The following is a 26,269-nucleotide window of genomic DNA, read 5'->3' as shown; positions in this document are numbered from 1 at the left end:
CTAAATGGCTACTTTTGAACCATCAATAACAGAAATACATTTATATTCTGATGATAATTTTATTAATAGAAAAATAAGTAAAGAGAATTTTTCCAATATTAAATTATACAGTAGTAATGAAATAAAAGCTGAAAACATTAGCAATGAATTGGATTTTTCGTTTGATTTGAAATACTTTGATGAAGAAAAAATCCAATCAATTATTGGAGATAAAATTAATAATATTTCAAAAGAAAGTTATGAAATATACTTTGCAAGTTCAAAAGAAGAATTTATTAAACTTGAGAATTTTAAAGGTATCATAATATGTTTAAAAGATTCTTATGTTGATGGGATTAGAACATGTAATATTGTTGTTAAAGAAAAAGAACAAGCATTAAGTGTAATTCTCAGCATATATTACTCTTTTAATAGTTATCATATTTTTCCTTATGATTTAAATATGATTATCGGGTACGAATTCAATATAATTATTGAGCATATAGATATACATCAAAAAGATAAATTTAATATTATAGTATGGAATTATAAAAATATTGATTCTAATGAAAATTCAAAAGCGGTTTTTATTAATACAAAAGATTCAAGTATAAGACAATTTAAAGGGGTAAATTCATACTATTATATAGTAGAAAAAATTGATAAAAGTAACCTTAATAATTTGAATAGTGACTCAGTAATAGCCATTAATTATACAGAGGAACTAAGAGAATAGTTAGTATATTAGGATATTGTTAATGTAGTGGATAATACGAATTTATAAACAACTCCTTGACAAATAGTAATTTTAGAGGAATTACTAGATTATTATTTCCCAAGAAGAGATGTAAAAATGACAGATGAACAAAAAGAAAAAATTAAGCAGATGCGCCAGCAAGGAATAGGTTATAAGCAAATAGCAAATGAAATTGGCTTATAACGTGATTCTGTAAAAGGATATTGCAGGAGACATGGATTAGATGGTTTTGGTGAAGAGTTAGCAATGCACTGTAAGATGTTATTACAGGAAGAATTCTTATATGTACTTTGTCTGCAATGTGGCAAAGAAATAAAACAGAAGGCTACTGGGCGAAAGAGAAAATATTGCTTTAGCTACATTAGTTTGAGGGGATTTTCTTTAATTAAATTTACTTAAATTATAGAAAAAGACTAGTATTTTTCATATAAACTAAAGAAGATTAAATAGGAGGTTCAATAATGGGAAAGATATTTACAATTGGTGAAGCACTGATTGATTTTATTTCTGAACAAAGTGGTGTTGAATTAAAAAAGGTTAATTCTTTTCAAAAGGCCCCAGGTGGTGCTCCAGCCAATGTAGCCGCTGCAGTATCAATATTAGGCGGTAGAAGCTATTTTATAGGAAAATTAGGACAAGATGCTTTTGGAGATTTTCTCGTTGAAACTTTAAAAAATGCGGGAGTAGGAACGGAGTATATATTTAGAACTAATAAAGCTAATACTGCTCTTGCGTTTGTCTCCTTAAAGGGCGAGGGTGAAAGAGACTTTTCTTTTTATAGAAACCCGAGTGCCGATATGCTTTTAGAAGAAAGTGAAATATGCAGGGACTGGTTTAGAACAGGAGATATTCTTCACTTTTGTTCTGTAAGTCTTATAGATGCACCAGTTAGAAAAGCTCATATAGCTGCTATTGAAGCGGTTAAAAAAGCTAAAGGAATTATATCTTTTGATCCCAATATAAGACTTCCTTTATGGCAGGATCATGAGGAATATAAAAGTATAATCCGTGAATTTATAAAATATGCTGATATACTAAAAGTAAGTGAGGATGAGCTAGAATTTATTACAGGAATTAATGATGAAGAAAAAGCAATTCAATGGTTATTGTCATTTGATATTAAAGTTCTGCTTATTACAAGGGGAAGTGATGGAGCTTCAGCTTACTTTGGTGATTATGAAATAAATGCCGAGGGATTTAAGGTTAAAGCAGTAGATACTACTGGCGCAGGGGATTCGTTTATTGGAGCTTTTTTATATCAAATTTCAAGTAATGATATAGATATAAATAACATAGCATACAAAAATATGAATGATATTCTTAAATTTTCAAATGCAGTTGCAGCGTTAACTACTATGAATAAAGGTGCTATAAGTGCTATTCCTTCTTTGGAATCTGTGGAAAATTTTATAAAACAGTATGATTAAAATAGTAAGTGATAAATGTCTTTTACAACAATTATCTCTTAACTATTTTTGTTATTTAGTGTTTATGATTGCGCCGAACATGGTTGCTTTGGAGAGAGTTTAATTTGTGATACCAATATTCCTCCAAGTATAAGAATGCAACCTATATATCCTCTTATACTCATAATTTCTCCAAGTATAAGTGCACCGCCTATAGCACCAAATACTGATTCCATGCTTAGTATGATGGCTGCATGAGATGGTTTAGCATTCTTTTGAGCTACTACTTGAAGAGTATATGCTACTCCAACTGATAAAAGACCTCCATAAAGGATTGGAATTAAGGCATTTGATATGCCACTCATAGTAATCTGTTCAAATATTAAGGCTGATATAAGACTTAAAAATGAGCATGTTGCACATTGAATACATGACAACTTTAAAGAATCTACCTTATTAGAAAAGTAATCTATTGCCAAAATGTGAACTGCCCAAAATATAGAGCCTATAACTTCAAGTAAATCGCCATAACTTATACTGAAATCTTCATTTACACTTAAAAGATAGAGCCCAATAACTGCAAGGCATACTCCAAGCCATGAATTCTTTTCAATTTTATGCCCTAAAAACATTCCAATTATCGGAACCGCCACCATATAAAGACCTGTAATAAAACTTGCCTTTCCAGCGGTTGTATAGGAAAGACCAATTTGTTGAAGAGTTGAACCTATATAAAGAATCGTACCAATCAACACTCCAGGTACAATTATTTTCTTAGCACTTACTTCGTTATCGCTATCATTATTACTGTCACTTTTCTTTTTCTTATCGAAATATACAATCAGGGGTATGAGAGAAATGCTTCCAAGAGCAAATCTTACCCCATTAAAGGTAAAGGCTCCTACATATTGAGAACCTACTCTTTGTGCAGCGAAGGCAAATCCCCATATAGCAGCAGTAAGTAGCAAGAGTATATTTGCACGTAGTCTTTTGTTAGTCATTTCAATTCTTCCTTTTATTACTTCTAATACTGTACTAGACATATCAGTACGTCTCCTTTTATGTAGTATTTATCTATATTATATGCTATCACACTCTGGCTGGATATGGAAGATAACAAAGATAATGGTTATTTTGCTTATTATACTGATTTAGTTATTCTTAAAAAACATAAAATATAAGCCTCTGATACATACTATATTTAAGAGTGATACCTTAATTTTGAAAGGATAGTGTATATTTATGAGTAAAAAACTAACTGCAGCTCAGCTTAGAATGGCTGCTCTAGGAAATAATATGATAGAAGTAGGAGCTGAGATTTATAAAAACCCTGAGATTAAAAACAAAATAAAAAACAATATAGCGAATAAGAAGGAGTCTAAATAGGCTTCAGATTGTTCAAAAACCCTATGCCGAGCATAGGGTTTTATTTATATAATATTATATTTTTGAATCGCGTTATTGATTGGTTGTAAACTAAGAAATACAAATGAAGTTTGTAACATAAAATAATTTAAAGCCATATAATATATATTGCATTATCTGTATATTAACAATTAAATTATTGGAGGGATGTAATGATAAATACCAAGACTATTGCAATTGGAGGGCTATTCGCAGTCATAGCTGCTTTATTCCAATTAATGCCTACTATGTTTTCTGAAGCATTTGTATTTTTGACTATATTTAGTGCACTGCCTATTTATATTGTTTCAAGGATAAAACCTAGAGCAGGTGTTTTATCATACTTTGTAGCCGCTATGCTTACTATGTTTTTAAGTATACATGAAGGACTGTTTTTCTTATGTACTAACGGAATTGTTGGGATTTCACTTGGAATATGCAGCTATTACACAAAAAAGAAATATATCATTTGGCTTTTAAGTTCTCTTATGCTAACAATTACGTTAAGCATAATGAATTACGGTATAGGAATCCCTGTTTTTGGAACTAAGATTCCAGGTGCAATGATGATTCAGATAGCAATAATATTTTTATTTTCAATGATTTATAATATTTTATTTTATTATTTTTTGAGGTTCATTTTTAATTTTCTTAAGAGATTAAAGATTTATTAGGTGGTGATAAAGAATAAACATATGATTTTGTAAAATTGATTATTTGATTTGAAATACTTAACAATATAATAAAAAAAAGCTTGACGATATTACTAATTAGTAATATATTATAAATATGAATAAAGAAAAAAATACTTATGGAGAATTGGAAGATTTAAATTTAAAAGCATTAATAGCATTAAGTAGATGTGCTCAAAATGTTCACAAAAGAGAATACAAAACCATTAAAGAAGGAGGTTTAACAGTTACTCAGTTTGCGGTACTTGAGATATTATATCATAAAGGAGATTTAAGAGTCTGTGAAATAATAGATAAAATTCTTTCTACCGGTGGGAACATGACTGTTGTTATAGATAATTTAGTTAAAGAAAATCTGGTTAAAAGATGCATTGACCCAAAGGATAGACGAGTTAATTTGATAAGTATTACTGAAGAAGGAAGAAACCTTATAAGTGAAATTTTCCCTAAACATTTACAAAATATAAACGAAATCTTTAGAGTCTTAACATCAGAGGAAAAGAAAAATTTAATAAGTTTATTAAAGAAATTATCAGGTGTATAAATGTATACACCTTAGCTTTTAACTACTTAATACTAATTAGTAATAAACTAATTAGTTATGTTTTGATTAATTCTATAAGAGATAAAGAGGGATATTAAGATGGATTATTTAAAAAGCTTGGAAAATAATGTTGAAGAAATTTGTAATGAATGTAGCCACAAATCATCTGAAAGATGTAATTTTAGAAAGTGTAATATTGGATTCGCAGATTATGTTATTAAAAATATCAAAGATAATCAAACTTATTCTATAGATGATGGAGAAAATTTAATTCCAAAAGATGATTTTAAATATTATGATGAAAAAGTGATTGCTAAGGGAATTGCTAATATATGTAGGTTATGCAAGGAGTGTAATGAAAATCATAATGAAAATTGTGTTATAGCCTTAACAAGAAGAACTTTAGAATACACGCAATTAAAAGATAAAATAGCATATCCAGGAAATATAATACTTTATTTAATGAATGTATCTAAGCAAAGAGCAGAGCTTGCAGAGTTAATAAAGCAAGAATATATGCGTATAGGATAGTTTATTATTAGGAGAATATTATGATTAATGAATTTGAAAAATTATGTGGTAATAGGAAATCCTTGATTGTAAGAAAGGGGGAATCCCTATTGCATTACTACCTATAGGATATACCTTATCTAATAAAATTTCATTTATACATAGAAAAGATTTGGATGAGATGTCAAGAGAACTATAGGTTATTAGTTAAATTGTTTGAAGGAGATAATAATGGAAAAAAAGCAACTAGATAGGTTTAATGAAATTATAAAGCGCGTACCTTTTTCAGAAGATGATTATTGGACTTATTTTGGCTATGGAGAAGATTGGGGTAATAAATGCTCCCAATGTTATTATAAACTTAAAATACAAAAAACACCAAACAAGGAATGTATAAATTGTTGGAAGTTTGAAATTTGGGAAGATAACTTAACGAACTTGGATGAAACCCTATTATTCTTATTAGAAGAGGCAGATGAAGATCATAATTTAAGCGGAAAGATGATGAAAAATAAATCTTTGATTTATGAGGAAAAAGGGGAGAGATTAGGTACTGGAATTAGTCATACAATACCGGAAGATGCGAAACCAGATCGATATCTAGAGGGGGAAATAGACAGTGACAGGGTTATACTAATATATAGTCAATCCATTGAAGAAAGAGATATGAGAATGAATAGAATATTAGAAGGGCTAAAGGAAAGAGGCCTTTATAAAAAGGATAGTTTTCCTTACAGGAGGGGATGTATTGAACCTCATGAAAAATTATTTGGACCTTGGGAGAATTGGTTTGATATGAGCAAGGATTATATTTAATAAAGGAGTGTATATTGTGAAAGTTAATGGAGAAACATTAATAAAGGATATAGTGAATATGGGACCTAAAGCAATAGAAATATTAATAGGTCTTGGGATGGGATGCATTGGATGTCCTGCATCTCAAAATGAGAGTATAGAAGAAGCTGCTGTAGTTCATGGAGTTAATGTAGAGAATTTACTTCAAAGTCTAAATAATATTTAAAAAGATTGAAGTTTATTTAATATATAAATCCTTAAAAAGATCATTTGATGATTAAAAAAAATGAAAAGAGGAGATAAAAAATGTTTAAATCAATAATTTCAAAGTTTATAAAAAGCAAAGGCGAAAATAAAGAAGTGAATGGCAAAGTAGTATGTGGATGTTTTAAAGTTACTGTACAAGATTTAAATAATGCAATCAAAAATGGTGCTAACTCATTTGAAGAAGTGCAAGCCGTTACTAAAGTAGGAACAGGTTGTGGTAAGTGCGTTGAAAGCAATAAAGTATTGGCAAATGAATTATTATTAAGAAAAAAAGTTGATGAAAATCAAGTGGTATGTGGATGTTTTAAAGTTACTGTACAAGATTTAAATAATGCAATCAAAAATGGCGCTAAATCTTTTGAAGAGGTGCAAGCCGTTACTAAAGTAGGTACTGGTTGTGGTAAATGTGTAGAAAGCAATAAAGCATTAGTTGCTCAATTATTAGCAAAATAATAATTCGTAGTGCTTGCATAGTAAAGCAATAAATGAGGAAACTAATTTATGTCAGATAAATTAATGTTTTTGGTGGTTATGGTTTAGAAGTTATTGAGAAATCACTAACATTTAAAGAATATAGAGGGAGTGGGTTTAATAATGCTAAAAAAAATTGAAAGTAAAAATATGGGTTCCAGTGATCTTGGGTGGTTAAGAAGTAAATTCCACTTTTCATTTGCGGAGTATTACAATACGAACAATATGAACTTCGGAGTTCTAAGAGTAATAAATGATGATTTAGTTGAAGCTGGTACTGGATTCGATACTCACCCACATAGAGATATGGAGATTATATCCTATGTAGTTAATGGAGAGCTTACTCATGGAGATAGCATGGGAAATAAAAACACTATAACCCGTGGTCATGTTCAATACATGAGTGCAGGAACAGGGGTTTATCATAGTGAACATAACCTAGGTAGAGATGAGTTAAGATTTTTGCAGATATGGATATTACCTGATAATAACGGCTATAAACCAAACTACGGAGATTATAGATTTAATTGGAATGATAGACAGAATGCATGGCTGCATATGGTATCAAGTAAGCAGGGCAAGGCAACTATTAAGGTAAATCAAGACGTCAATTTATCTGCATTAGAATTAGAAGAAAATAATGAGATAGACTATTTAGTAAAAGAAGGTAGACAGGCTTATTTAGTTCAAATAGAAGGAAAATCAAATATTAATGGAATTACTTTAAATCAAAGAGATGCCATGGAAATTATTGAAGAAAGTATAAAGATAAAGGCGGAAACTCTTTCACATTTTATAATTATAGAGATGAAAAAGTAATTTCTATCAGTTATATATTGAAGTATGTTTTATGTTACCTCAGACAGATCAGTTTGAGGTAACTTTTTTATAAAATATAATTTTGTTATTCATTTAAATCCTCTCCTTTTGTTGTTTCTAATAGGATAATAGGCATACCAGAGCTTCAACATCACATTTGATATTTTAATTTTACCTTTGGTTTGATATTGTGGTATTAAATGGTATAATCTATTTGATGAAGCTTATGAAATGCTTGCAAGAATAGTATATACAAAACTAGGGGAATGAACAAAGGTTCTTTTTATAAAAATAACAGCGAAGTCATTTGAATTTGTATAAAAATCTTGTATGATAGTAGTAAAATAGATATTAAGTGAACGGAGGATAAAAAATGAAATTTATATCATGGAATGTGAATGGATTGCGTGCTTGCGTACAGAAGGGATTTGAAGATTTTTTTAAGAAGGTAGATGCGGATTTCTTTTGTATTCAGGAAACTAAATTACAAGAAGGGCAGATTGATATTTCATTTGATGGATATGAGCAGTATTGGAATTATGCTGAGAAGAAAGGATATTCTGGCACGGCAATTTTTACGAAGCATACTCCGCTATCTGTATCTTATGGAATAGGAATTGAAGAGCATGATAAGGAAGGGCGTGTAATTACACTTGAGTATGATAAATTCTATATTGTTACAGTATACACTCCAAATTCTCAAAGTGAATTAGCAAGACTAGAATATCGCATGAAATGGGAAGAGGATTTTAGAGAGCATTTATTAGGTTTAGACAAGAATAAACCTGTTATAGTGTGTGGAGATCTGAATGTTGCACATAAAGAAATTGATTTGAAGAATCCAAAAACAAATCGTAATAATGCTGGTTTTACAGATGAGGAAAGATCAAAGTTTAGTAAACTTTTAGAAGCGGGTTTTACAGACACATTTAGATATTTTTATCCAGATAAGGAAGGGGCTTATTCTTGGTGGTCTTATAGATTTAAAGCTAGAGAAAAGAATGCCGGTTGGCGTATTGATTATTTCTGCACTTCTAATAGACTAGATGAAAAACTTGTATCTGCATCCATACATAGTGATGTAATGGGCTCGGATCATTGCCCAGTTGAATGTGAGATAGAGATTTAATAAACTGATGAGGTGTAATTTATGAATAAAATGGGACCAAATCCAGATAGTATTTATCCAAATGAAAACATAAAACAAATTTGCTATATTAAGAATGTTATAAAAAATCCCAATATTAAAGTTGGAGACTATACTTACTACGATGATGTCAATGGCGCTGAAGACTTTGAAAAACATGTTACTCATCACTATGATTTTATTGGTGATAAACTTATTATCGGCAAGTTTTGCGCAATTGCAAAAGAAATAGAATTTATTATGAATGGTGCAAACCACCGAATGAATTCTGTGACAACTTATCCTTTCAATATCATGGGCGGCGGTTGGGAAAAGGCAATGCCATCCATTAAAGATTTGCCATTTAAAGGTGATACTGTTGTTGGTAATGATGTTTGGATTGGGCAAAATGTTACTGTTATGCCTGGAGTTCACATAGGTGATGGTGCAATTATTGCGGCAAACTCAGTAGTTACAAAAAATGTTCCGCCATATCATATTGCCGGTGGGAATCCTATTAAAATTATAAAAAAACGTTTTGATGATAATTTAATCCAATATCTATTAGATCTAAAATGGTGGAATTGGTCAGCAGAAAAAATATTTTCTAATCTTGAAATACTTTGTAGTTCTGATTTAGATAGGATTAAATCTATTAAGTAATTTCGAAGTCATAACATACTAAAAGTGCTCCTTCTTTTTGAAGGGGTATTTTTATTCTTGCAATTAATTTCATAGTATTATTATATGTATATTGAACAAAATAGTAGAGTAATACTCATAATAAACTTATATATACAAGGAGGAATAAATACTATGGGTGAAAAACACGATTCTTCTGTTGCAAGCCAACAACAAAAGGAAAAGAAAGAAAACAACGCTGGAACTAAGCATAGTAAAAAAACACATAAAAAAGATTAATATTAGGATTATTGAAGGAGCTAGGCAATGCCGAGCTCTTTTTTTATGTGTAACTATAATATTTAAACAGCACTTATAACTCTTTGAATATTTCTGTAATATTATTATTTTCACACATAGCATACTATAATGCATTATTAGTATGCTGTATATCATATAGTATACTAAGTATATTGTGCAAATATAGATTGCTAATATGAAAATTTATATACTATTGCAAAAATGATTGGTATAATATAGATGATATTATTATAGGGGTGATATACATATGAAAAAAGAAGAAAATAATGAACCGAAGAAGCAAAAAGCTGGTCTTGGAGCAATTAGACCTGCAGATTATGTAGAAAATGAGTTTAAAAAGATGGCTGCTGATAAAAAAATAAGCCAAACCGAGATGTTTGAATATATGTTTTGGAATTTCATCAGTGGTGAGGAAAAGGGGAAGAAAGAAGAAGCTATAAGTTATGAAAGTGAGTTAAGTTTAATATCTACAGATTTAAATAATGTGTTATCTCATATTAAAAGCATTACTGAAAAGGCGCAAAATACAGTAATGGCATTTAAAACAAATTCAGAGCAAACGGAAAAGAATTTAAAGCTTGAATTGGACACACTTTCAAAGAAAATTGAAGAGATTAAAAAAAGAAACTTAGAACTGGAACATACAAATCAGATATTTAATGATGTAAAAAGTGGTTTAGACTCTAAAATAGCTGAGTTAAATGAATTACTTGAGAAGAAAAGTGTTGAAATTAAAGAGCATGAGATATTAGTAAAAGAGCAATATAGAAAAAACAAGGAATCGGAAATGCAAAACAGTGTTTTGCAGAAGGAAAATACTGATATAAAATTAGAGAATAAAAAAATATTAGAGCAAATAACTGCTGATGAAACCAAAATTAAATCTCTTGAAGTTGTAAATGCAAATTTTCAATCTACGATAAATAATATAGAAATGTTGAAAAAAGCAGAGATTTCAGCTATTGATGAAAAGTATAAAACTATAATCTCTGAATTAAATAATAAAGTTAAATCCTATGATGATGCTAAAGTAAAGGAAGTAGAAGAAGTCAAAAATAGAATTATAACCGAAATGGATGCGGAAAGAAAACTTTCGCTAGCTGAAGCTAAACTTGAACTAGTAGATATGAAAAACAAATATAATGAATTGCTTATAAGTTCCAAAATTAAGTGAAGAAGTGTATAATTAGTTGTAGCTAAAAATGGTCAATTTGGGCATAATGAACATATGTTCTTTTGCCGTAAAAATAGCATTTTTAAATTACTAATTTCTAGTCTGTGCTAAGTAAGTCTTAGAAGTGATTATTTTAGGATATGATCTGTATGTATTTTGTTATTTTGATAAGTAATACAGGTATACACCCTTCTAAGTGATATGTATTATCAATTGAAATTAAAATGAAGAAGAGAAGGGGGATTTTTATTAAAATACTATTATATATTATGCCGATAATTCTAAGTATTTATACGTGGATTTTGACCAAAAAATAAATTTTAAAATTATCGGAATGTATTTTTCTATTATTAACCTTAAATATTTGCTTAAAATTTTGTAGAAATAAGGATTAAAAAAATAAGCTAAAAACAAGGACTTTCCCCCTCTTTTCATAGAATATTATGTTCGCTAAATATACATTTATTAAACTGCGTATTAATTCCATAGCGAAATAATATAAGCTAGTAAAATGAACGGTTTCAACGGTTTAAGGAGGTGTTATAATATATGCGTGGGCGAACCATAACTTACAAGTATAAAAACTTTAAATATACTGATGATATTGAAACTATACTATCCTCTGCTATTCTTGATTCTAAAGATAATCAAGAACTTAAAAAAATCTATAGTTATTATGAATCTTTAAATATCGACAGAGGTTATAAATACATCATAAAAGACTTATATATACTTATGGTTAAGAAAAATATGAGCACTGCAAATATATCGAAAATCTACGATGTAAGTATAAGAACTATACAAGTGTGGTTAAAAGAACTTGGAATCAACCAATCTCCAAAAGGAAGAAATAAAAAAACTCTTGATAAAATGTCTAAAAACAAAGTTTCGCACAGAGAGCTGCCTCGGCGATTATCAAAGGAATATGTCAGGGGTAAAATTGATGATTTATTAATTCAAGTACTCAATGATTATAAAGTAATGGATGGATATAATGCTAAATTAAAGTGTTCGGAAGAAACAGAAAAAAAGATTGAAGAATTAATAAAAATTATAATGAATTAACTGGATAATTAACTTTGGCTAAGTATACTATTTTCATTATTAGCATGCTAAAAATATATAATGTATTTTAAGTATACTGTTGATAACTAATATAAATTAATGCGAATTAATATACTGGAAAATAAAAAGTAGCATAAATAGGAGTAGAAATAAATATGAAATTAGATTTTAGTGCAATACGAGAAAATAACAATAGTTTACCAGAATGTGTAGTAGACTTTTTAAATTATCTAGAAACTATAAAAGGAAAATCTCCTAATACTATAAAGGGATATAAAGTTGATTTAACTATGTTTTTTAGATTCTTGAAGTTATATAAAGGGATACATAAAGATGATACTATGGAATTTGAAGAAATACCTATAAACGATATTGATAATGACTTCTTAAGAAAAATAAAGTTAACCGACTTATATGGATTTATGTCTTTTCTTGAAAAATACAGAGAAAATAGTGCTTATGCTAGAGCTAGAAAAGTAGCTGCATTAAGGTCGTTTTTTAAATATTTACAGGTCAAAGCTAAAATTTTAGATGAAAATTTAGCATTAGAATTAGAAAAACCAAAAATCGATAAGAGAAATCCTGCGTATTTAACATTAGAAGAAAGCAAAAAACTATTAAGGGCCATAGATGGTCCTAATAAAGCGAGAGATTATTGCGCAATTACGTTATTTTTAAATTGCGGATTGAGAATATCAGAACTTTGCAGTATAAACATTTCTAAAATTAAAGGCGATACTCTAACTGTCATAGGTAAAGGAAATAAAGAAAGAACAGTTTATTTAAATAAAGCTTCTATGGAAGCTATTAATAGTTATCTAAAGGTTAGAAATGAATACCTAGATAAAATTCCCCTTGAACATAAAGATATATTATTTTTAAATAAAGATAAAAAAGGAATAAGCACACGTTCTATAGAAGTAATGGTAAAAAAATATATAGGCAAAGCTGGTTTGGATACAGAAAAATATACTCCTCACAAATTAAGGCATACAGCAGCCACGCTTATGTATAAGCATGGAAATGTAGATATAAGAAGCCTTCAACAGATATTAGGTCATGAGAATATATCTACTACCCAAATTTATACTCATGTAGATAATGAAAGATTAAGAGAAGCTGTTAAATCAAATCCGTTAAGTGATGAGTATGAGGAATAATCCTCATACCTCTCCCCTAACCTCTTAGTTATTCTTTCTAAGTCTTATAAGACCTGGAAATTGTTCATAAGTATATTGTGAAGCTTTTTCTTCATCTTCCAAAAGCCCTCTTAGTCCTTCTATATCATCTATAAGTTCTATATTTTCAGTATCGGTTATACCATCTTCGCCATCTGCTACAAAAGAGTCATTAGTTGAATCTGGCATATCAAAATCTGTAATATCCTCCTCTTCTTGTGCTATACCATCTATAGTTACAGAACGCATATCAAAGCCATCCTTTTCTAAACATTTAGCACAATTATTACATATTTTATTTGGATTTAAATCACATATATCGCATTTTCCGCAGTCGTTACAAGACTTTCCTTCTTCAAAAATACAATATGTATATCTAGCCATATATATCCCTCTTTTTCTAAAAAATTTATAACAATATTTTATTATAACAAATTACTATTTTATATTCAATGAAGTATTTATAAAAAATGATTTTATTACAAGTTATAGCATATGGGAACATAAGTTTGATATTTTGTTTATAGTATGATATAATTTTATTAAAATTATATGTAAGAGGTGTTCTTATGTCTAGGCAGGATAAGCAAAAGGAAATATACGAATATATAAAGCAGCAAATACAAGATAAGGGTTACCCACCTTCCGTAAGAGAAATTTGTAGTGCAGTAGGCCTTAAATCAACTTCTACTGTTCACGGTCATCTTCAAAGGTTAGAAAAAAAAGGACTTATAAAGAGAGATCCTACAAAACCTCGTGCCATAGAAGTTACGGATGAATCTTTTAAAAGAGAACTAGTTAGTATTCCTGTAATAGGTACAGTTACTGCAGGCATGCCTATACTAGCAGTTGAAAATATAGAAGATACCTTTGCTTTGCCTGTTAACTTTATAAGAAGCAATAAAGAATTATTTATGCTTAAGGTTCATGGAGAAAGCATGATTGATGTAGGAATAATGAATGAAGATTTAGTTATAATAGAAAAAACTAATTCAGCTGAAAACGGAGATATTGTAGTAGCACTTATTGAAAATGAAGCTACTATAAAAAGATTTTTCAAAGAAAGAGATTTCATAAGACTACAACCTGAAAATAAGACTATGGAACCTATAATAGTAAAAGAATGTACAATTATAGGAAAACTTATAGGACTCTATAGAAAATATTAAAACCAAGCATAACATCATGCTTGGTTTTTTATTTATATGATAAATTTCTAATTCAATATTTTATTAAGAGCTATAAGTATTCCTATTTTTGCATGATCAAAAGTAAGGCCACCTTGTAGATATGCTATATAAGGCTCTCTAATTGGAGCATCTGCTGAAAGCTCTATAGATGATCCTTGTATAAAAGCTCCAGCCGCCATTATAACTTGATCTTCATACCCTGGCATATCCCATGGCTCACATTGTACAAATGAATCTACAGGAGAGCCTAGCTGTATACCCTTACAAAAGTTAATAAGCTTTTCTTTATCATTAAATTTAATAGCTTGAATTATATCGCTTCTTTTTTGGTTAAACTTTGGAAGTACTTCAAAACCAGCAAGCTCCATTATTCTTGAACAAAGTATAGCTCCTTTTACCGCTTCCATAGCAATATGAGGTGCTAAGAAAAGGCCTTGAAATAAAGTTCTCATCACTCCAAAGGTAGAACCGCATTCCCCACCTATACCTGGAATTGTAAGTCTATATGCGGCTTGAGTTACATACTCTTCCCTGCCAGCTATGTATCCACCTGTAGGTGCAATTCCGCCCCCTATGTTTTTTATAAGAGATCCCGCTACTAAATCTGCACCTACATCTGTAGGTTCTGTAGTATCTATAAATTCTCCATAACAATTGTCTACAAAACAAATAACATCTTCTCTTATATTTTTAATAAATTTTATTATTTCACTTATTTCAGATACAAGCAATGAATTTCTCCAGCCATAGCCTGTAGATCTTTGGATATGTACAAGTTTTATAGAGCTTTCTTCTTTTAATACTGTTTCTACCTCTTTTAAATTTACTTTTCCATTATTTAAGTCTATTTGTCTATAATTTACTCCATATTCCTTAAGCGAACCTATGTTTTTTTGCTCTCCAATTCCAATAATTCCGTGTAAAGTATCATAAGGAGAACCTACTATTGATAACATGGTATCACCAGGTCTTAAATTCCCAAATAATGCTGCACCAATGGCATGAGTTCCATTTACAAAATGAGGTCTTACTAGTGCACTTTCTGTATTAAATATTCTTGCATATACTTTATCTAAAGAATCTCTTCCGATATCTCCATAGCCATATCCTGTGGAATTAGTAAAGTGAGATTCACTTATTCTTTCTTCTTGAAGTGCATTTAAAACCTTTAACTGGTTAAATTCTCTTATTTCATCATACTTTTTAAACTCTTCTTCTACATCTTTTAAGGCTTTTTCGTATAAATCTAGTATATTATCTTTTATGTGATAGACATTCTTAAGATAATCTTTAGTTAATTTAATCATTATAATTACATCCTCCAACCTAACAATTTATAATATAGTTTTTAAAATAACATACAACATAATATATTACCACATAAAAAAATAATAGGCAAAAAATTTGCCTATTATTTCCTTAACCATTAAATTGCGTATCTTGAGGATTAGGTGTAAATAAAATTGCCTTTGCTGGAGTTATAGTTGATATAGCGTGTTTATAAACAAGCATTTGCTTTCCTAAACAATCTAATATAACCGTAAAGCTATCAAATCCCTTTACAAAACCATTTATTTTGAATCCATTTACAAGATGTATAGTTACATCAGTTCTACTTTTTCGTGCTCCATTTAAAAATATATCTTGTAAATTATTTACTGTTTTATTCATATAACTCACCCTCCATTATAGCTTATATATTATTATTCTATATGATATATTAAAATCCTTTAATTTTTTCTAGAAATTACTAAATAATACCCTTCATTTGAATTAAAATTTCATTTACTATATCATCTTCGCTAGAAAAGTCATCTTTATTTATCCAATGAGCGTGGTTTTCACGTCTAAACCAAGTAAGTTGCCTTTTGGCGTAATTTCGACTACCTTTTTTAATTAGATAAATGGCTTCATCTAAGGATATTTTACCTTCTAAGTAGCAAAGAATTTCCTTGTACCCTATCCCCTGCATAGACTGCATTTCTTCCGTATATCCCATAGCTCTTAAGTGCTTTACTTCATCTATAAGTCCTTTCTCAAGCATGATATCAACTCTTCTATCTATCCGATTATAAAGTTTTTCTCTGTCCATGGTAAGTACAAAGTAATGAAGGTTATACGGAATTTCATAACATTCTTTATCCATAGTATATTCCCCTATAGTTTTACCAGTTAATTTATAAACTTCCAATGCTCTTATAACTCTTTTTAAATTATTAGCATGTATTTTATTATAAGATTCACTATCTATATCCTTAAGCATTTCATGGACATAATCATTTCCTTTTTCTCCAGCAAGTTTTTCTAAATAACTTCTATATTCTTCATCTTTATCTGCTTCGGTAAAATTATAGTCATATATAAGTGAATTTATATATAATCCAGTTCCACCAACTACCATGGGCAATTTATTTTTATTATGTATCTTGCTTATATACTTTTCCGCCATCTCTTTAAACTGTGCTACATTAAAACTTTCATGAGGATCTACTACATCGATTAAATAGTGCTCAATATCATTCATTTCCTCATTAGTTATTTTAGCAGAGCCTATATTCATATACTTATATATTTGCATAGAATCTGCTGATATTATTTCACCATTTAATTTTTGGGCAAGCTTAATAGATATATCAGTTTTCCCAATACCAGTAGGTCCTGCTAGTATAAATAAATCTTTTTTCAAAATTATCTCCCTTTCTACTGAACTCTTTTAAATCTTTTTTCTAATTCATACAAGGTTAGTTTAATTATAGTAGGTCTACCATGAGGACAGGTAAATGGATTGTCGATAAACCTAAGTTCATTTATTAAGGATTTCATTTCCTCAAGAGATAACTTATTATTTGCCTTTACTGCAGACTTACAAGCGAGCTTTGCTATGGTATTATATTTAACTTCAGGTGTTTTGCCGCTTCCCATATTTTTAAGATTATCTAATATTTCTAAAAACAATTTATTTATTTCTGGCTTTCCGAGTATTAAAGGAACTTCTCGTATACTTATAGTATTTTCTCCAAAAATTTCAATATTAAACCCTGCTTTATTAAATATCTCACTATTTTCTATATAATAGCAGTAGTCTTCTGGTAAAAGTTCTATTATAACTGGGCTTATGAGTATTTGAGAAATCACCTGCTGCTTTGCTATGTTCTTAGAATATGTTTCAAATAATATTTTTTCATGAGCTGCATGTTGGTCTATTATATAAAGATCGTCACCTATCTCCCCTAATATATAAGTTTTATTAAACTGACCTATTATATTTATTTCAGGTAATTTTGCGAGCTTTGGGGCTTCTAAAGTTTGTTCTTTCTTAAGGGGTTCTTCTTTTATATATAATGATGACTTTTCTTCAAAGTTATCATTATGAGCTTTAATAGTTATAGCTTCTTTTTCTTCAGTGTATTCTTTGTTAAAATTTGAGTTTATATTAATATTATTAGTTTTTTCACTGAAGTTTGTAGATAAACTATCTGTATCTGAGGAATTTAGAAAATCTATAGGTAGCTTAAAGGTTTCTATAGATCTTATTTCTTTTTCTGTTTCTTTTACTTCCTCTTCTATGTTAAATGAATTTATAACACTATTTTTTATAGCCTCATGAACAGAATGAAATACAGTGCCAAATATTTCCCGTTCATCTTTAAATTTAACTTCTGTTTTAGTAGGATGTACATTTACATCTACATACTCTGGAAATATATCTATAAATAATATAAAAAAGGGATATTTATTTATAGTTAAAAAGGATTTAAAGGCATTTTCTACAGCGGTGGTAATAAGTCTGCTCTTTATATATCTTTTATTTACAAATATACTTTGATGATTTCTACTACCACGACTTATCTCTCTATTTCCTATAAAACCATGAACAGAAATTATATCCTTATGAGACTCAAAATTTATCACATTTTCTAAAACGTTTTTCCCATATACATTTCGGATAACGTCCTTTATATCTCCTGTTCCAAAAGAATGAAGTACTGTTTTTTCATTATTTATTAGTTTAAAGGATACATCAGGATGAGCAAGTGCTAGTCTTTGCACAATATCTGATATTAATGACGCTTCACGGGAAGAAGATTTTAAAAACTTAAGTCTTGCAGGTACATTATAAAACAAATCTCTTACTTCAATAGTTGTACCATTGTTACTTCCTGTATCTTTTAAATAATGTATATTGCCACCTTCAATATGAAGTTCCCTGCCAAAATCTAAATCTTTAATTTTGCTTTTAAGAGTAACCTTAGATACTGAGGAGATGCTAGCTAGTGCTTCTCCTCTAAAACCCATGGTACTCAATTTAAATATATCATCAATGCTTGAAATTTTACTTGTTGCATGTGGTAAAAATGCCTTTTCTATATCATCAGGATGTATACCTACTCCATCATCTGTGATTTTTATAAGTTTTTGACCACCTTCATTTATTTCCATAACAATGCTTTTTGCATTGGCATCTAGGCTATTTTCTAAAAGTTCCTTTACTACAGAAAATGGTCTTTCCACCACTTCTCCAGCGGCTATTTTATTAGAAGTATTTTTATCTAATACATTTATTCTACCCAAACTCATCACACCTTTGAGATAGTTTTAGCTTTTTTAATTATTTCATAAAGTTTATTAAATCCTTCTATAGGAGTTACATTCATTATATCTATAGATGCAATCTCGGCTAAAAGATTATTTTTTTCAATGTCAGTAAAGTTCAATTGAAGACTTTCCTCTTTAATTTCATTATGATGCTTTGAAGTTACAGCAATACTTCTTGGCTCACTTAAAGTTTTACTTATTGCAACTTCGGAAGTGTTGCATGATATTTCATCTATATTTGTTACAACATTTTTATCTTTTTCAATTGTAGTAAGTATTTCCTTGGCTCTTTCTATAACTTTGTCAGGTAATCCAGCCAGCTTTGCAACTTCTATTCCATAGGACTCATCAGCACCACCCTGTACTATTTTTCTCAAAAATACTAGTTCATTATTTATTTTTTTGATAGAAACTGAAAAATTCTTAACGCCCTTAAGTTTATTTTCTAATACTATAAGTTCATGATAATGAGTAGCAAATAGCGTTTTGCATCTTAAATTATCATCTACACATATATGCTCTATAACAGACCAGGCAATGCTTAATCCATCAAAGGTACTGGTACCCCTGCCAACCTCATCTAATAGCACTAAACTCTTATTAGTGGCATTTTGAAGTATATTTGCAACTTCCCACATTTCAACCATAAATGTACTTTTACCTGCAGCTAAATCATCTGAGGCCCCTATTCGTGTAAATATCTTATCACATATTGATATTTTAGCTGATTTTGCAGGTACAAAGCTTCCTATTTGAGTCATAATAGTTATAAGAGCAACTTGCCTCATATAAGTTGATTTCCCTGCCATATTAGGCCCTGTAATTAAAATCATTTGATTTTCTTTTGTATCCATAAGTGTATCATTAGATATAAAGCTTCCTGTAGGTATCATATTTTCCACAACAGGATGACGTCCTTCTATTATGGATAAGTCATTTTCGTCAGATATAGAAGGTTTGCAGTAATTGTTTTCTAATGCCACGGTAGCTAATGAGCTTAAACAATCAAGGTCAGAAATTATATGAGCAGACTTTTTCATTCTATCTATTTCATTTTCAATGGTACTTCTTATTTGTAAAAATATATCATATTCTAGGGCGGTCAATTTTTCCTCTGCCCCTAAGATCTTTTCTTCCATTTCTTTTAGCTCAGGAGTAATATATCTTTCTGCATTTGATAAGGTTTGTTTTCGTATGTAGCGTCCTTCTGGTATTGAAGAAATATTACTCTTAGTTACTTCTATAAAGTAACCAAAAACTTTATTATATCCTACTTTTAAAGACTTTATACCTGTAAAATCTTTTTCCTGAGCTTCAAGTTTGGAGATCCACTCCTTACCATGAGCTTTAGCATCTCTTAAACTGTCTATTTCATTACTATATCCTGATTTTATTATGTTTCCTTCTTTTATAGATAAAGATGGATTATCTACGATTGATTCTTCAAGTAAATTATAAATATCACTTAATTCATCAATATTTAAATACATATTTTTTAACAAATTACTATTAAAATTATTAAGTATTTGTTTTATAGCAGGGATATTTCCAATGGAGTTTTTAAGAGCTATAAGCTCTTTTGCATTTACATTTTTAGAAGATATTTTTCCCACTATTCTTTCTATATCATATATGCTTTTTAAAGATTCTTTTATATCTTCATGAAGAGAAATATTAGATATAACCTCTTCAATTGCATCTAACCTATTATTTATTAATTCCTTATTTACAAGTGGCTGCTCAACCCATTTTCTTAGTTGTCTTCCTCCCATAGAGGTACTGGTTTTATCTAATACCCATAAAAGAGATCCTTTTTTACTTTTTTCTCTTAAAGTTTCTGTAAGTTCAAGATTTTTTCGTGAATTAATATCCATGGATAAAAAATCTAATACATGATAATATTCAAATTTATCTATGTGAGAAAGAGATGTATTTTGGGTTTCGATTATATAGGTAAGTAGTGCAGCACTACTTTTTATTACACATTTACTATAGGAAGAAGAATTAAAATCTAAAAACTGTACTTGTAATGCATCTTCATTGTTATAATATGTATCATCTATAAAAGTAAGAGAAGTTTTAAATCTTTCCTGAATTGCTAAAGTAAAACTCTCGCTTATATTACTATCTACTAATATTTCACTAGGATTGAATTTAGAAATTTCATTTAATATTATTGAAGTTTCTGTTTTAGTATAAGTAGAGATAAATTCACCAGTGGAAACATCACAAAAACTTAGTCCCGCATTATCTTTGTCAATATGTATGCTCATTATAAAATTATTTTTATTTTCTTCTAAAAATGAGGAATCTGTATATGTACCTGGAGTTATTATTTTTATTATATCTCTTTTTACGATTCCTTTAGCAACAGAAGGATCTTCTAACTGCTCACCTATTGCTACTTTATAGCCTTTAGATATAAGTCTGCTTATATAGGAGCTTGCAGAGTGATAAGGAATTCCGCACATAGGGGCCCTTTTATCAAGACCACAATCCCTTCCTGTAAGAACTAACTCTAATTCTTTAGATGCAACTTCAGCATCTTCAAAGAACATTTCGTAAAAGTCTCCTAACCTAAAGAATAATATGGAATCTTTACATTTTTCTTTTATTTCAAGATATTGCTGCATCATTGGAGTGAGTGCCAATTTTACAAAACCTCCTTAATAGTATGAAAGGCATATAATGCGATGCTAGTGCATTATATGCTCTTTCAAATTTATATTTCTTCGCCTAATAGTGAAAAAGTTTGTGCTTTAGTTATTTTTACACTAACTATTTTACCAATATTATCTTTATTTCCAGCAAAATTTACAAGTTTACCTGTTTCAGTTCTTCCCATAAGCTTTTCATCATCATTTTTACTTGTACCTTCTACTAAAACTTTCACTGTACGGCCATCATATTCCTTGTTTTTCTTTGCACATGCCTTATTTACTTCTTCAACTAATCTATTAAATCTTTCGCGTTTTACTTCTTCGCTTACTTGAGTTTCAAATTCACAAGCAGGAGTTCCTTTTCTAGTAGAATAAAGAAAAGTGAAAGCGGAATCATATTCTACTTCGCGAACTAAGCTTAAAGTGTCATTAAAATCTTCTTCTGTTTCTCCAGGAAAGCCAACTATTATATCTGTAGTTAAAGCTACTCCAGGAATTTTTGCCTTGATTTTACTTACTAAGTTTAAATATTCTTCTCTTGTATATTTTCTATTCATTTCTTTTAGTATCTTACTTGAACCTGATTGAACAGGTAAATGAATGTGATCACATAGCTTGCTACATTCAGCTACAGCATCTATAACATCATCAGTTAAATCCTTTGGATGAGAAGTCATAAATCTTATTCTCTCTATACCTTCTATAATATTAAGCCTCTTTAAAAGATCTGCAAAGCTAAGACTTGGAACTAGATCTTTTCCATAAGAGTTTACATTTTGTCCAAGTAGGGTTACTTCTTTGTATCCTTTATTTACAAGCTCTATTATTTCTTTTTCAATTTCTTCAGGAGTTCTGCTTCTTTCTCTACCTCTAACATAAGGAACTATACAATAAGTACAAAAGTTATTGCATCCATACATAATAGTTACAAAAGCTTTAGTATTGCTTTCTCTATCTATAGGAAGTCCCTCTACAATGCCTTTTTCCTTATCCCATACCTCTATTATTGACTTATTTTCTTGTCTTGTTCTATTTAAATACTCAGGGAACATATGAGCATTATGAGTCCCAAATATTATATCTACAAAAGGATATTTCTTTATTATAGCTTCTGCCATACCTTCTTGCTGCATCATACATCCGCATACAGCAATAATTAAATCAGAATTTTTTTCTTTTAATGCTTTTAATGCTCCAAGATTTCCGTATACCTTAAGTTCTGCATTTTCTCTTACACAGCAGGTATTAAAAATTATAATACTTGCTTTTTTCTTTTCTTCAGTTTTAGAATAGTCCATGTTTTTTAGCATTCCTGAAAGCTTTTCAGAATCCTCTTCATTCATCTGGCAACCGTAAGTATAAATTAAGAAGTGTTTTTGTTCTGGTTTATTCTGTATATTAGATAATATATTTTCATCCATGATAGTCTGTTCCCTCCAAAATATAATTGTATTAAATTCTCTAGTATTATATCATAATAAATATCTAAAAATAAACAAACTCGTTGAATTTTGTTTGGGTTTGTTTATTTTTATTATCTCTTTTCTTTTTTAATTTAAGCAATAACTTGTAAAATGCTATTTCGCTTTCCTTCATCATAAATTGGCCCCCTTGTGTTTTTAAAAAATTAAAATTTTATGCCATTTAAAATCCAATATACCATTCGCATGTCTATTATACCTCAAAAAATATTCATAGGCTGAATATCGTTCCCTTTTTTGTTACATATTTCTTATTTATTATTGGTATATTTTGTCGTAAAATTGTACTAAAACAAATATTCTGTGGGGTGTTGCAAATGTTAAAGGCTATTCGTAAACATAAAGGTATTAGGCAAGCAGACTTAGCATCAAGATTAGATATAAGTCAATCACATTTAAGCAAGTTAGAAAATAATTCTATTTACAAAATAAATGTTAACATAGCTATGATAGAAAAATTAGCAGTTGAACTTAACATTTGCCCTGTTGCTGTATTTTTATATTTTTTAAATGTACAGTTATTCTGTCTTTTTAATAACAAAAGGACAGAATAACTGTAATTAATACTTCTTACCTCCTTACCTGCTATAAACTTATTTTATAAGAAATAAGTTTATAGGAGGATTGAGGATCAATTATGTTTGGGGATAGGCTTAGGGAATTAAGAGAAGAAAAACAACTCACTCAGGAAGAGCTGGGGAAGCTATTAAACATTTCTAGACAAGCTGTGTCTGGATACGAAGCAGAAGGTAATGAACCAAATCTCCAGAACTTAGTTAAGTTAGCAGATATATTTAATGTAAGTCTAGATTACTTGTTAGGAAGAACAAAAGAACGATTTAATTTAAATTTAAAAAATAAAAAAGATAAAGATTTAATAATGGATATAATAAAGGTATTAGAAAATCATAAAAAATAAGACTCTTATATATACTAACCGCATTAAATTTTTGACGTCAAAAGAAATAAGGAACCTTAGATGGTTCCTATTTATATTTACATTAATAATAATCTTATTAATGTAAATAATAATAGTATACAAATATAATAATAAATTGTCTCAGTAATAAGATAACGATAAGAAAGAAAAAGAAAAGATGGTCTTAAAAAATATATAGATAAGAATGAATCTATACTTCCTAATATAATATATTATATTATTCCAGTTAATTTTCTTTTGTAAATCAGCTTGTTATCTACATTTAAAGGCACTTTGGCTGTACGGAGTACTAGATTATAATCTAGTACTTACTAGAGGAAAATAAACATTATAGTTAAAAGTATAGTATCTTGTCTTTGAGCTGATTTAAGCTATAATCTAATATCTTAATAGAAAAGTTATGTCCTTTAGTTTCGTAGTTTTGAGTTGATGATATAATAATTACTTCGGGGAAGGTATTATATTCCCTTTGGAATAATTCTGTATCATATAGCTTTTCATATTTGCTTAAATCCGTCTTATGGCTCATATCTATTTCTATAAAAGCCATTTTCCCTTTATTATGGTATTGGAATACTATAAATCCATCGGGGCGACAAATATTATCTATCTTATATTCCTTTTGAAATTCTATTATCTCTACTCCAGTTTCTATTAGTTCTGAATAGAAATTTAATAACATAATACTGTGACTAGAGGGTTTCTTCTTTATAAAATAAACCCTTTGATTAGTTACCCAATCGTCTTCATATTTCAAAACATTATTATCTGATAGTTTTTTCAATCTCTTTCTAGCTAAATCCTTTCCATAGTTAGCATTATTAAAAAATAGCTTAGCGCATTGATTAATTGTAATCCCATCAAATTTATCAATGAATTGAATAATATTATTATCTCTATCAGTCATCATTTTATATTCCCCTTTTTAAACTTACTTAAATCTACTATACCATTCTCCTTTGTCCCTTCTACTGCAACTTCTTCTATATGTGGCTTCTCAGTCTTCTTTTCAACTTTAGGAGGTTTTGGAGTGATATTGGTATTCTTGTTAAAATTAATTGTAAGTGGCTCAGAATTAATACTAGGCAACTTGTGACTACTCTTTTGCATTTGTGGAATTGTAATATATTTGTGATTAGGTTCTATACTCACCTTGATGTGCTTTAAAATTAAGTTATGATCTATGAAGGGCACTTTTATTTTATCTTCTTCTATAGTCCTTACAAGTGCTTCTCGTTCCTTTAGACCAGTTGCGTTGGCATTACCTAGAACTATTACGCTTGTTTCTTTATCTAGCATCTTAAAGCTTATTCTGGTGGTTAATTGGCTTTTAATGTCCGTTGGAATACTGCTGCTAGTTGGCTTTTGCAAACTTGTAAATATAAATATCCCTGTGCTTCTACCTGTTAATACAATATTTTTTATATAGCCTAATATCTCCTTTTTTATTTCTTTCTCTTCTTTAGTATCAGCTCCAGAATGATTAAAAAAAGCAAATTCATCTAATACTATATAAATGTATTTCATCTTATCCTTTTTAAACTTCTTATTATAATCCTGTATATTATATACACCCTCCATTAAATACTTCTCTAAAATAGCGTCTCTTTTACTACATATGCTATCTAAATACTTTAATATATCTCTTGTCTGCTCTAAAGTTCTAGCCATGTATTTAACTTGCTTGCAATCCTTAAAAACTGCCAAATCAGACTTTCTTATTTGCATTAAATATACTTCTATATCCTTAAATCTATTAATTAAATTAGTCAGTATTAGCAACATTAATCTGCTCTTACCTGTCCCTGTATCGCCACCTATGAGCATATGAGGGAATTTATTAAGATTAACTTTTACATAATCTTTATAACTGTATCCTATTAATATTTCTCCATCATCTGTATCCATAGCTTTATACTTCAATTCCTTCAAAGGTTTTGTTATTACGTTCATTTCCATCATGCTAGAGGATTCAATTTTTTTCATTTCTATATCTATTGCTTTAAAATTAGTTTTAAATAAGTCCTTTTTATCTTCTAGTTCTTGATAACTTATGCCATATGGAATACCCACTTTAACATAATACCCCCAATCCATAACTTTAAAATAATCTAGTTTCAAAGTTTCCATCTGCCTATTAAAAAAACCCGTTCCCTTTTCACATATTTCTCTTAACGTTTTTTCAAACTTAATTTTTTCTCTGCATACTGTTCTATAAAGTGCATAAGAAGTAATTGCATAAGCTCCTATTTGCCAAAACATATATAATCCTC

Annotated in this window: 28 protein-coding genes; 18 read left to right on the top strand and 10 right to left on the bottom strand. The window is 29.3% G+C overall.

Going from position 1 to position 26,269, the window contains the following annotated elements:
• The first annotated feature begins 4 nt into the window (after nucleotides 1-4).
• Both CRN98_RS00475 and CRN98_RS00470 read left to right on the top strand, forming a co-directional pair.
• Entirely contained in the window at nucleotides 5-715 is a 711-nt protein-coding gene (locus CRN98_RS00475; protein ID WP_097025459.1) for a hypothetical protein, read from the top strand.
• Nucleotides 716-1,197: 482 nt separating this feature from the next.
• Nucleotides 1,198-2,163 (top strand): carbohydrate kinase family protein, encoded by a 966-nt coding sequence (locus CRN98_RS00470; protein ID WP_097025458.1) that lies wholly within the window; start codon nucleotides 1,198-1,200, stop codon nucleotides 2,161-2,163.
• 62 nt (nucleotides 2,164-2,225) lie between these two features.
• On the opposite strand, the gene CRN98_RS00465 is transcribed toward CRN98_RS00470, so the two are convergent.
• Nucleotides 2,226-3,143, bottom strand: a complete 918-nt coding sequence (locus CRN98_RS00465; protein ID WP_097025688.1) for a DMT family transporter — start codon at nucleotides 3,141-3,143, stop codon at nucleotides 2,226-2,228.
• Nucleotides 3,144-3,384: 241 nt separating this feature from the next.
• On the opposite strand from CRN98_RS00465, the gene CRN98_RS17565 reads away from it, so the two are divergent.
• The 13 genes from CRN98_RS17565 to CRN98_RS00405 all read left to right on the top strand — a co-directional run bounded on the left by CRN98_RS17565 (nucleotide 3,385) and on the right by CRN98_RS00405 (nucleotide 13,111).
• Nucleotides 3,385-3,528, top strand: a complete 144-nt coding sequence (locus tag CRN98_RS17565; protein WP_179631858.1) for a hypothetical protein — start codon at nucleotides 3,385-3,387, stop codon at nucleotides 3,526-3,528.
• Between the two features lie 191 nt (nucleotides 3,529-3,719).
• The gene (locus CRN98_RS00460; RefSeq protein ID WP_097025457.1) at nucleotides 3,720-4,220 is read left to right on the top strand and encodes a YybS family protein; all 501 of its coding nucleotides are present in this window, start codon (nucleotides 3,720-3,722) and stop codon (nucleotides 4,218-4,220) included.
• A gap of 115 nt (nucleotides 4,221-4,335) precedes the next feature.
• The gene (locus tag CRN98_RS00455; RefSeq protein WP_097025456.1) at nucleotides 4,336-4,782 is read left to right on the top strand and encodes a MarR family winged helix-turn-helix transcriptional regulator; all 447 of its coding nucleotides are present in this window, start codon (nucleotides 4,336-4,338) and stop codon (nucleotides 4,780-4,782) included.
• Nucleotides 4,783-4,881: 99 nt separating this feature from the next.
• On the top strand, nucleotides 4,882-5,313 hold the full coding sequence (locus CRN98_RS00450) for a hypothetical protein (protein ID WP_097025455.1): 432 nt from the start codon (nucleotides 4,882-4,884) through the stop codon (nucleotides 5,311-5,313).
• Between the two features lie 210 nt (nucleotides 5,314-5,523).
• Nucleotides 5,524-6,108 (top strand): hypothetical protein, encoded by a 585-nt coding sequence (locus tag CRN98_RS00445; RefSeq protein WP_097025454.1) that lies wholly within the window; start codon nucleotides 5,524-5,526, stop codon nucleotides 6,106-6,108.
• A 16-nt stretch (nucleotides 6,109-6,124) separates the two neighbouring features.
• On the top strand, nucleotides 6,125-6,313 hold the full coding sequence (locus CRN98_RS00440) for a DUF1858 domain-containing protein (protein ID WP_097025453.1): 189 nt from the start codon (nucleotides 6,125-6,127) through the stop codon (nucleotides 6,311-6,313).
• An 80-nt stretch (nucleotides 6,314-6,393) separates the two neighbouring features.
• Nucleotides 6,394-6,807, top strand: a complete 414-nt coding sequence (locus CRN98_RS00435) for a (2Fe-2S)-binding protein (RefSeq protein WP_097025452.1) — start codon at nucleotides 6,394-6,396, stop codon at nucleotides 6,805-6,807.
• Nucleotides 6,808-6,948: 141 nt separating this feature from the next.
• Complete coding sequence (locus CRN98_RS00430) at nucleotides 6,949-7,644, top strand: pirin family protein (protein ID WP_097025451.1); 696 nt, start codon at nucleotides 6,949-6,951, stop codon at nucleotides 7,642-7,644.
• Nucleotides 7,645-8,017: 373 nt separating this feature from the next.
• Nucleotides 8,018-8,773, top strand: a complete 756-nt coding sequence (locus tag CRN98_RS00425; protein ID WP_097025450.1) for an exodeoxyribonuclease III — start codon at nucleotides 8,018-8,020, stop codon at nucleotides 8,771-8,773.
• A gap of 30 nt (nucleotides 8,774-8,803) precedes the next feature.
• Nucleotides 8,804-9,433, top strand: a complete 630-nt coding sequence (locus CRN98_RS00420; protein WP_423237074.1) for a Vat family streptogramin A O-acetyltransferase — start codon at nucleotides 8,804-8,806, stop codon at nucleotides 9,431-9,433.
• Nucleotides 9,434-9,959: 526 nt separating this feature from the next.
• Nucleotides 9,960-10,886: a coiled-coil domain-containing protein gene (locus tag CRN98_RS00415; RefSeq protein WP_097025448.1), complete on the top strand. Its 927-nt coding sequence runs from the start codon at nucleotides 9,960-9,962 to the stop codon at nucleotides 10,884-10,886.
• A 549-nt stretch (nucleotides 10,887-11,435) separates the two neighbouring features.
• On the top strand, nucleotides 11,436-11,951 hold the full coding sequence (locus tag CRN98_RS00410) for a hypothetical protein (protein WP_097025447.1): 516 nt from the start codon (nucleotides 11,436-11,438) through the stop codon (nucleotides 11,949-11,951).
• A gap of 155 nt (nucleotides 11,952-12,106) precedes the next feature.
• Nucleotides 12,107-13,111, top strand: coding sequence for a tyrosine recombinase XerC (locus tag CRN98_RS00405; protein WP_097025446.1), 1,005 nt, complete (start codon nucleotides 12,107-12,109; stop codon nucleotides 13,109-13,111).
• A gap of 24 nt (nucleotides 13,112-13,135) precedes the next feature.
• On the opposite strand, the gene CRN98_RS00400 is transcribed toward CRN98_RS00405, so the two are convergent.
• Nucleotides 13,136-13,513, bottom strand: a complete 378-nt coding sequence (locus CRN98_RS00400) for a hypothetical protein (RefSeq protein WP_097025445.1) — start codon at nucleotides 13,511-13,513, stop codon at nucleotides 13,136-13,138.
• 185 nt (nucleotides 13,514-13,698) lie between these two features.
• On the opposite strand from CRN98_RS00400, the gene lexA reads away from it, so the two are divergent.
• Nucleotides 13,699-14,298, top strand: coding sequence for a transcriptional repressor LexA (lexA, locus tag CRN98_RS00395; RefSeq protein ID WP_097025444.1), 600 nt, complete (start codon nucleotides 13,699-13,701; stop codon nucleotides 14,296-14,298).
• 47 nt (nucleotides 14,299-14,345) lie between these two features.
• On the opposite strand, the gene CRN98_RS00390 is transcribed toward lexA, so the two are convergent.
• From CRN98_RS00390 to miaB, 6 genes are all read right to left on the bottom strand, one after another.
• A complete protein-coding gene (locus tag CRN98_RS00390; RefSeq protein ID WP_097025443.1) occupies nucleotides 14,346-15,626 on the bottom strand; it encodes a methionine gamma-lyase family protein in 1,281 nt (426 codons plus the stop codon).
• Between the two features lie 112 nt (nucleotides 15,627-15,738).
• Nucleotides 15,739-15,990: an RNA chaperone Hfq gene (gene hfq / locus CRN98_RS00385; RefSeq protein WP_097025442.1), complete on the bottom strand. Its 252-nt coding sequence runs from the start codon at nucleotides 15,988-15,990 to the stop codon at nucleotides 15,739-15,741.
• Between the two features lie 79 nt (nucleotides 15,991-16,069).
• Nucleotides 16,070-17,005 (bottom strand): tRNA (adenosine(37)-N6)-dimethylallyltransferase MiaA, encoded by a 936-nt coding sequence (miaA, locus tag CRN98_RS00380; protein ID WP_097025441.1) that lies wholly within the window; start codon nucleotides 17,003-17,005, stop codon nucleotides 16,070-16,072.
• 14 nt (nucleotides 17,006-17,019) lie between these two features.
• Nucleotides 17,020-18,897: a DNA mismatch repair endonuclease MutL gene (gene mutL / locus CRN98_RS00375; RefSeq protein ID WP_179631869.1), complete on the bottom strand. Its 1,878-nt coding sequence runs from the start codon at nucleotides 18,895-18,897 to the stop codon at nucleotides 17,020-17,022.
• Entirely contained in the window at nucleotides 18,897-21,566 is a 2,670-nt protein-coding gene (mutS, locus tag CRN98_RS00370) for a DNA mismatch repair protein MutS (RefSeq protein WP_097025439.1), read from the bottom strand. Before mutS ends, mutL begins: the two co-directional genes overlap by 1 nt.
• A gap of 71 nt (nucleotides 21,567-21,637) precedes the next feature.
• On the bottom strand, nucleotides 21,638-22,996 hold the full coding sequence (gene miaB / locus CRN98_RS00365) for a tRNA (N6-isopentenyl adenosine(37)-C2)-methylthiotransferase MiaB (protein ID WP_097025438.1): 1,359 nt from the start codon (nucleotides 22,994-22,996) through the stop codon (nucleotides 21,638-21,640).
• Between the two features lie 377 nt (nucleotides 22,997-23,373).
• Here miaB and CRN98_RS00360 point away from each other — a divergent pair, with 377 nt between their 5' ends.
• Both CRN98_RS00360 and CRN98_RS00355 read left to right on the top strand, forming a co-directional pair.
• The gene (locus CRN98_RS00360; RefSeq protein ID WP_097025437.1) at nucleotides 23,374-23,610 is read left to right on the top strand and encodes a helix-turn-helix domain-containing protein; all 237 of its coding nucleotides are present in this window, start codon (nucleotides 23,374-23,376) and stop codon (nucleotides 23,608-23,610) included.
• An 83-nt stretch (nucleotides 23,611-23,693) separates the two neighbouring features.
• The gene (locus CRN98_RS00355) at nucleotides 23,694-23,975 is read left to right on the top strand and encodes a helix-turn-helix domain-containing protein (RefSeq protein ID WP_097025436.1); all 282 of its coding nucleotides are present in this window, start codon (nucleotides 23,694-23,696) and stop codon (nucleotides 23,973-23,975) included.
• A gap of 355 nt (nucleotides 23,976-24,330) precedes the next feature.
• On the opposite strand, the gene CRN98_RS00350 is transcribed toward CRN98_RS00355, so the two are convergent.
• Nucleotides 24,331-24,906, bottom strand: a complete 576-nt coding sequence (locus tag CRN98_RS00350) for a hypothetical protein (protein ID WP_097025435.1) — start codon at nucleotides 24,904-24,906, stop codon at nucleotides 24,331-24,333.
• Nucleotides 24,903-26,258, bottom strand: a complete 1,356-nt coding sequence (locus CRN98_RS00345; protein ID WP_097025434.1) for an FtsK/SpoIIIE domain-containing protein — start codon at nucleotides 26,256-26,258, stop codon at nucleotides 24,903-24,905. The genes CRN98_RS00350 and CRN98_RS00345 overlap by 4 nt, the downstream gene beginning before the upstream one ends.
• Nucleotides 26,259-26,269: the final 11 nt, after the last annotated feature.

Origin of the sequence: Clostridium peptidivorans (assembly GCF_900205925.1) — a bacterium.
GTDB lineage: Bacteria > Bacillota > Clostridia > Clostridiales > Clostridiaceae > Clostridium_AK > Clostridium_AK peptidivorans.
This window is presented reverse-complemented; position numbering and strand designations above follow the sequence as displayed.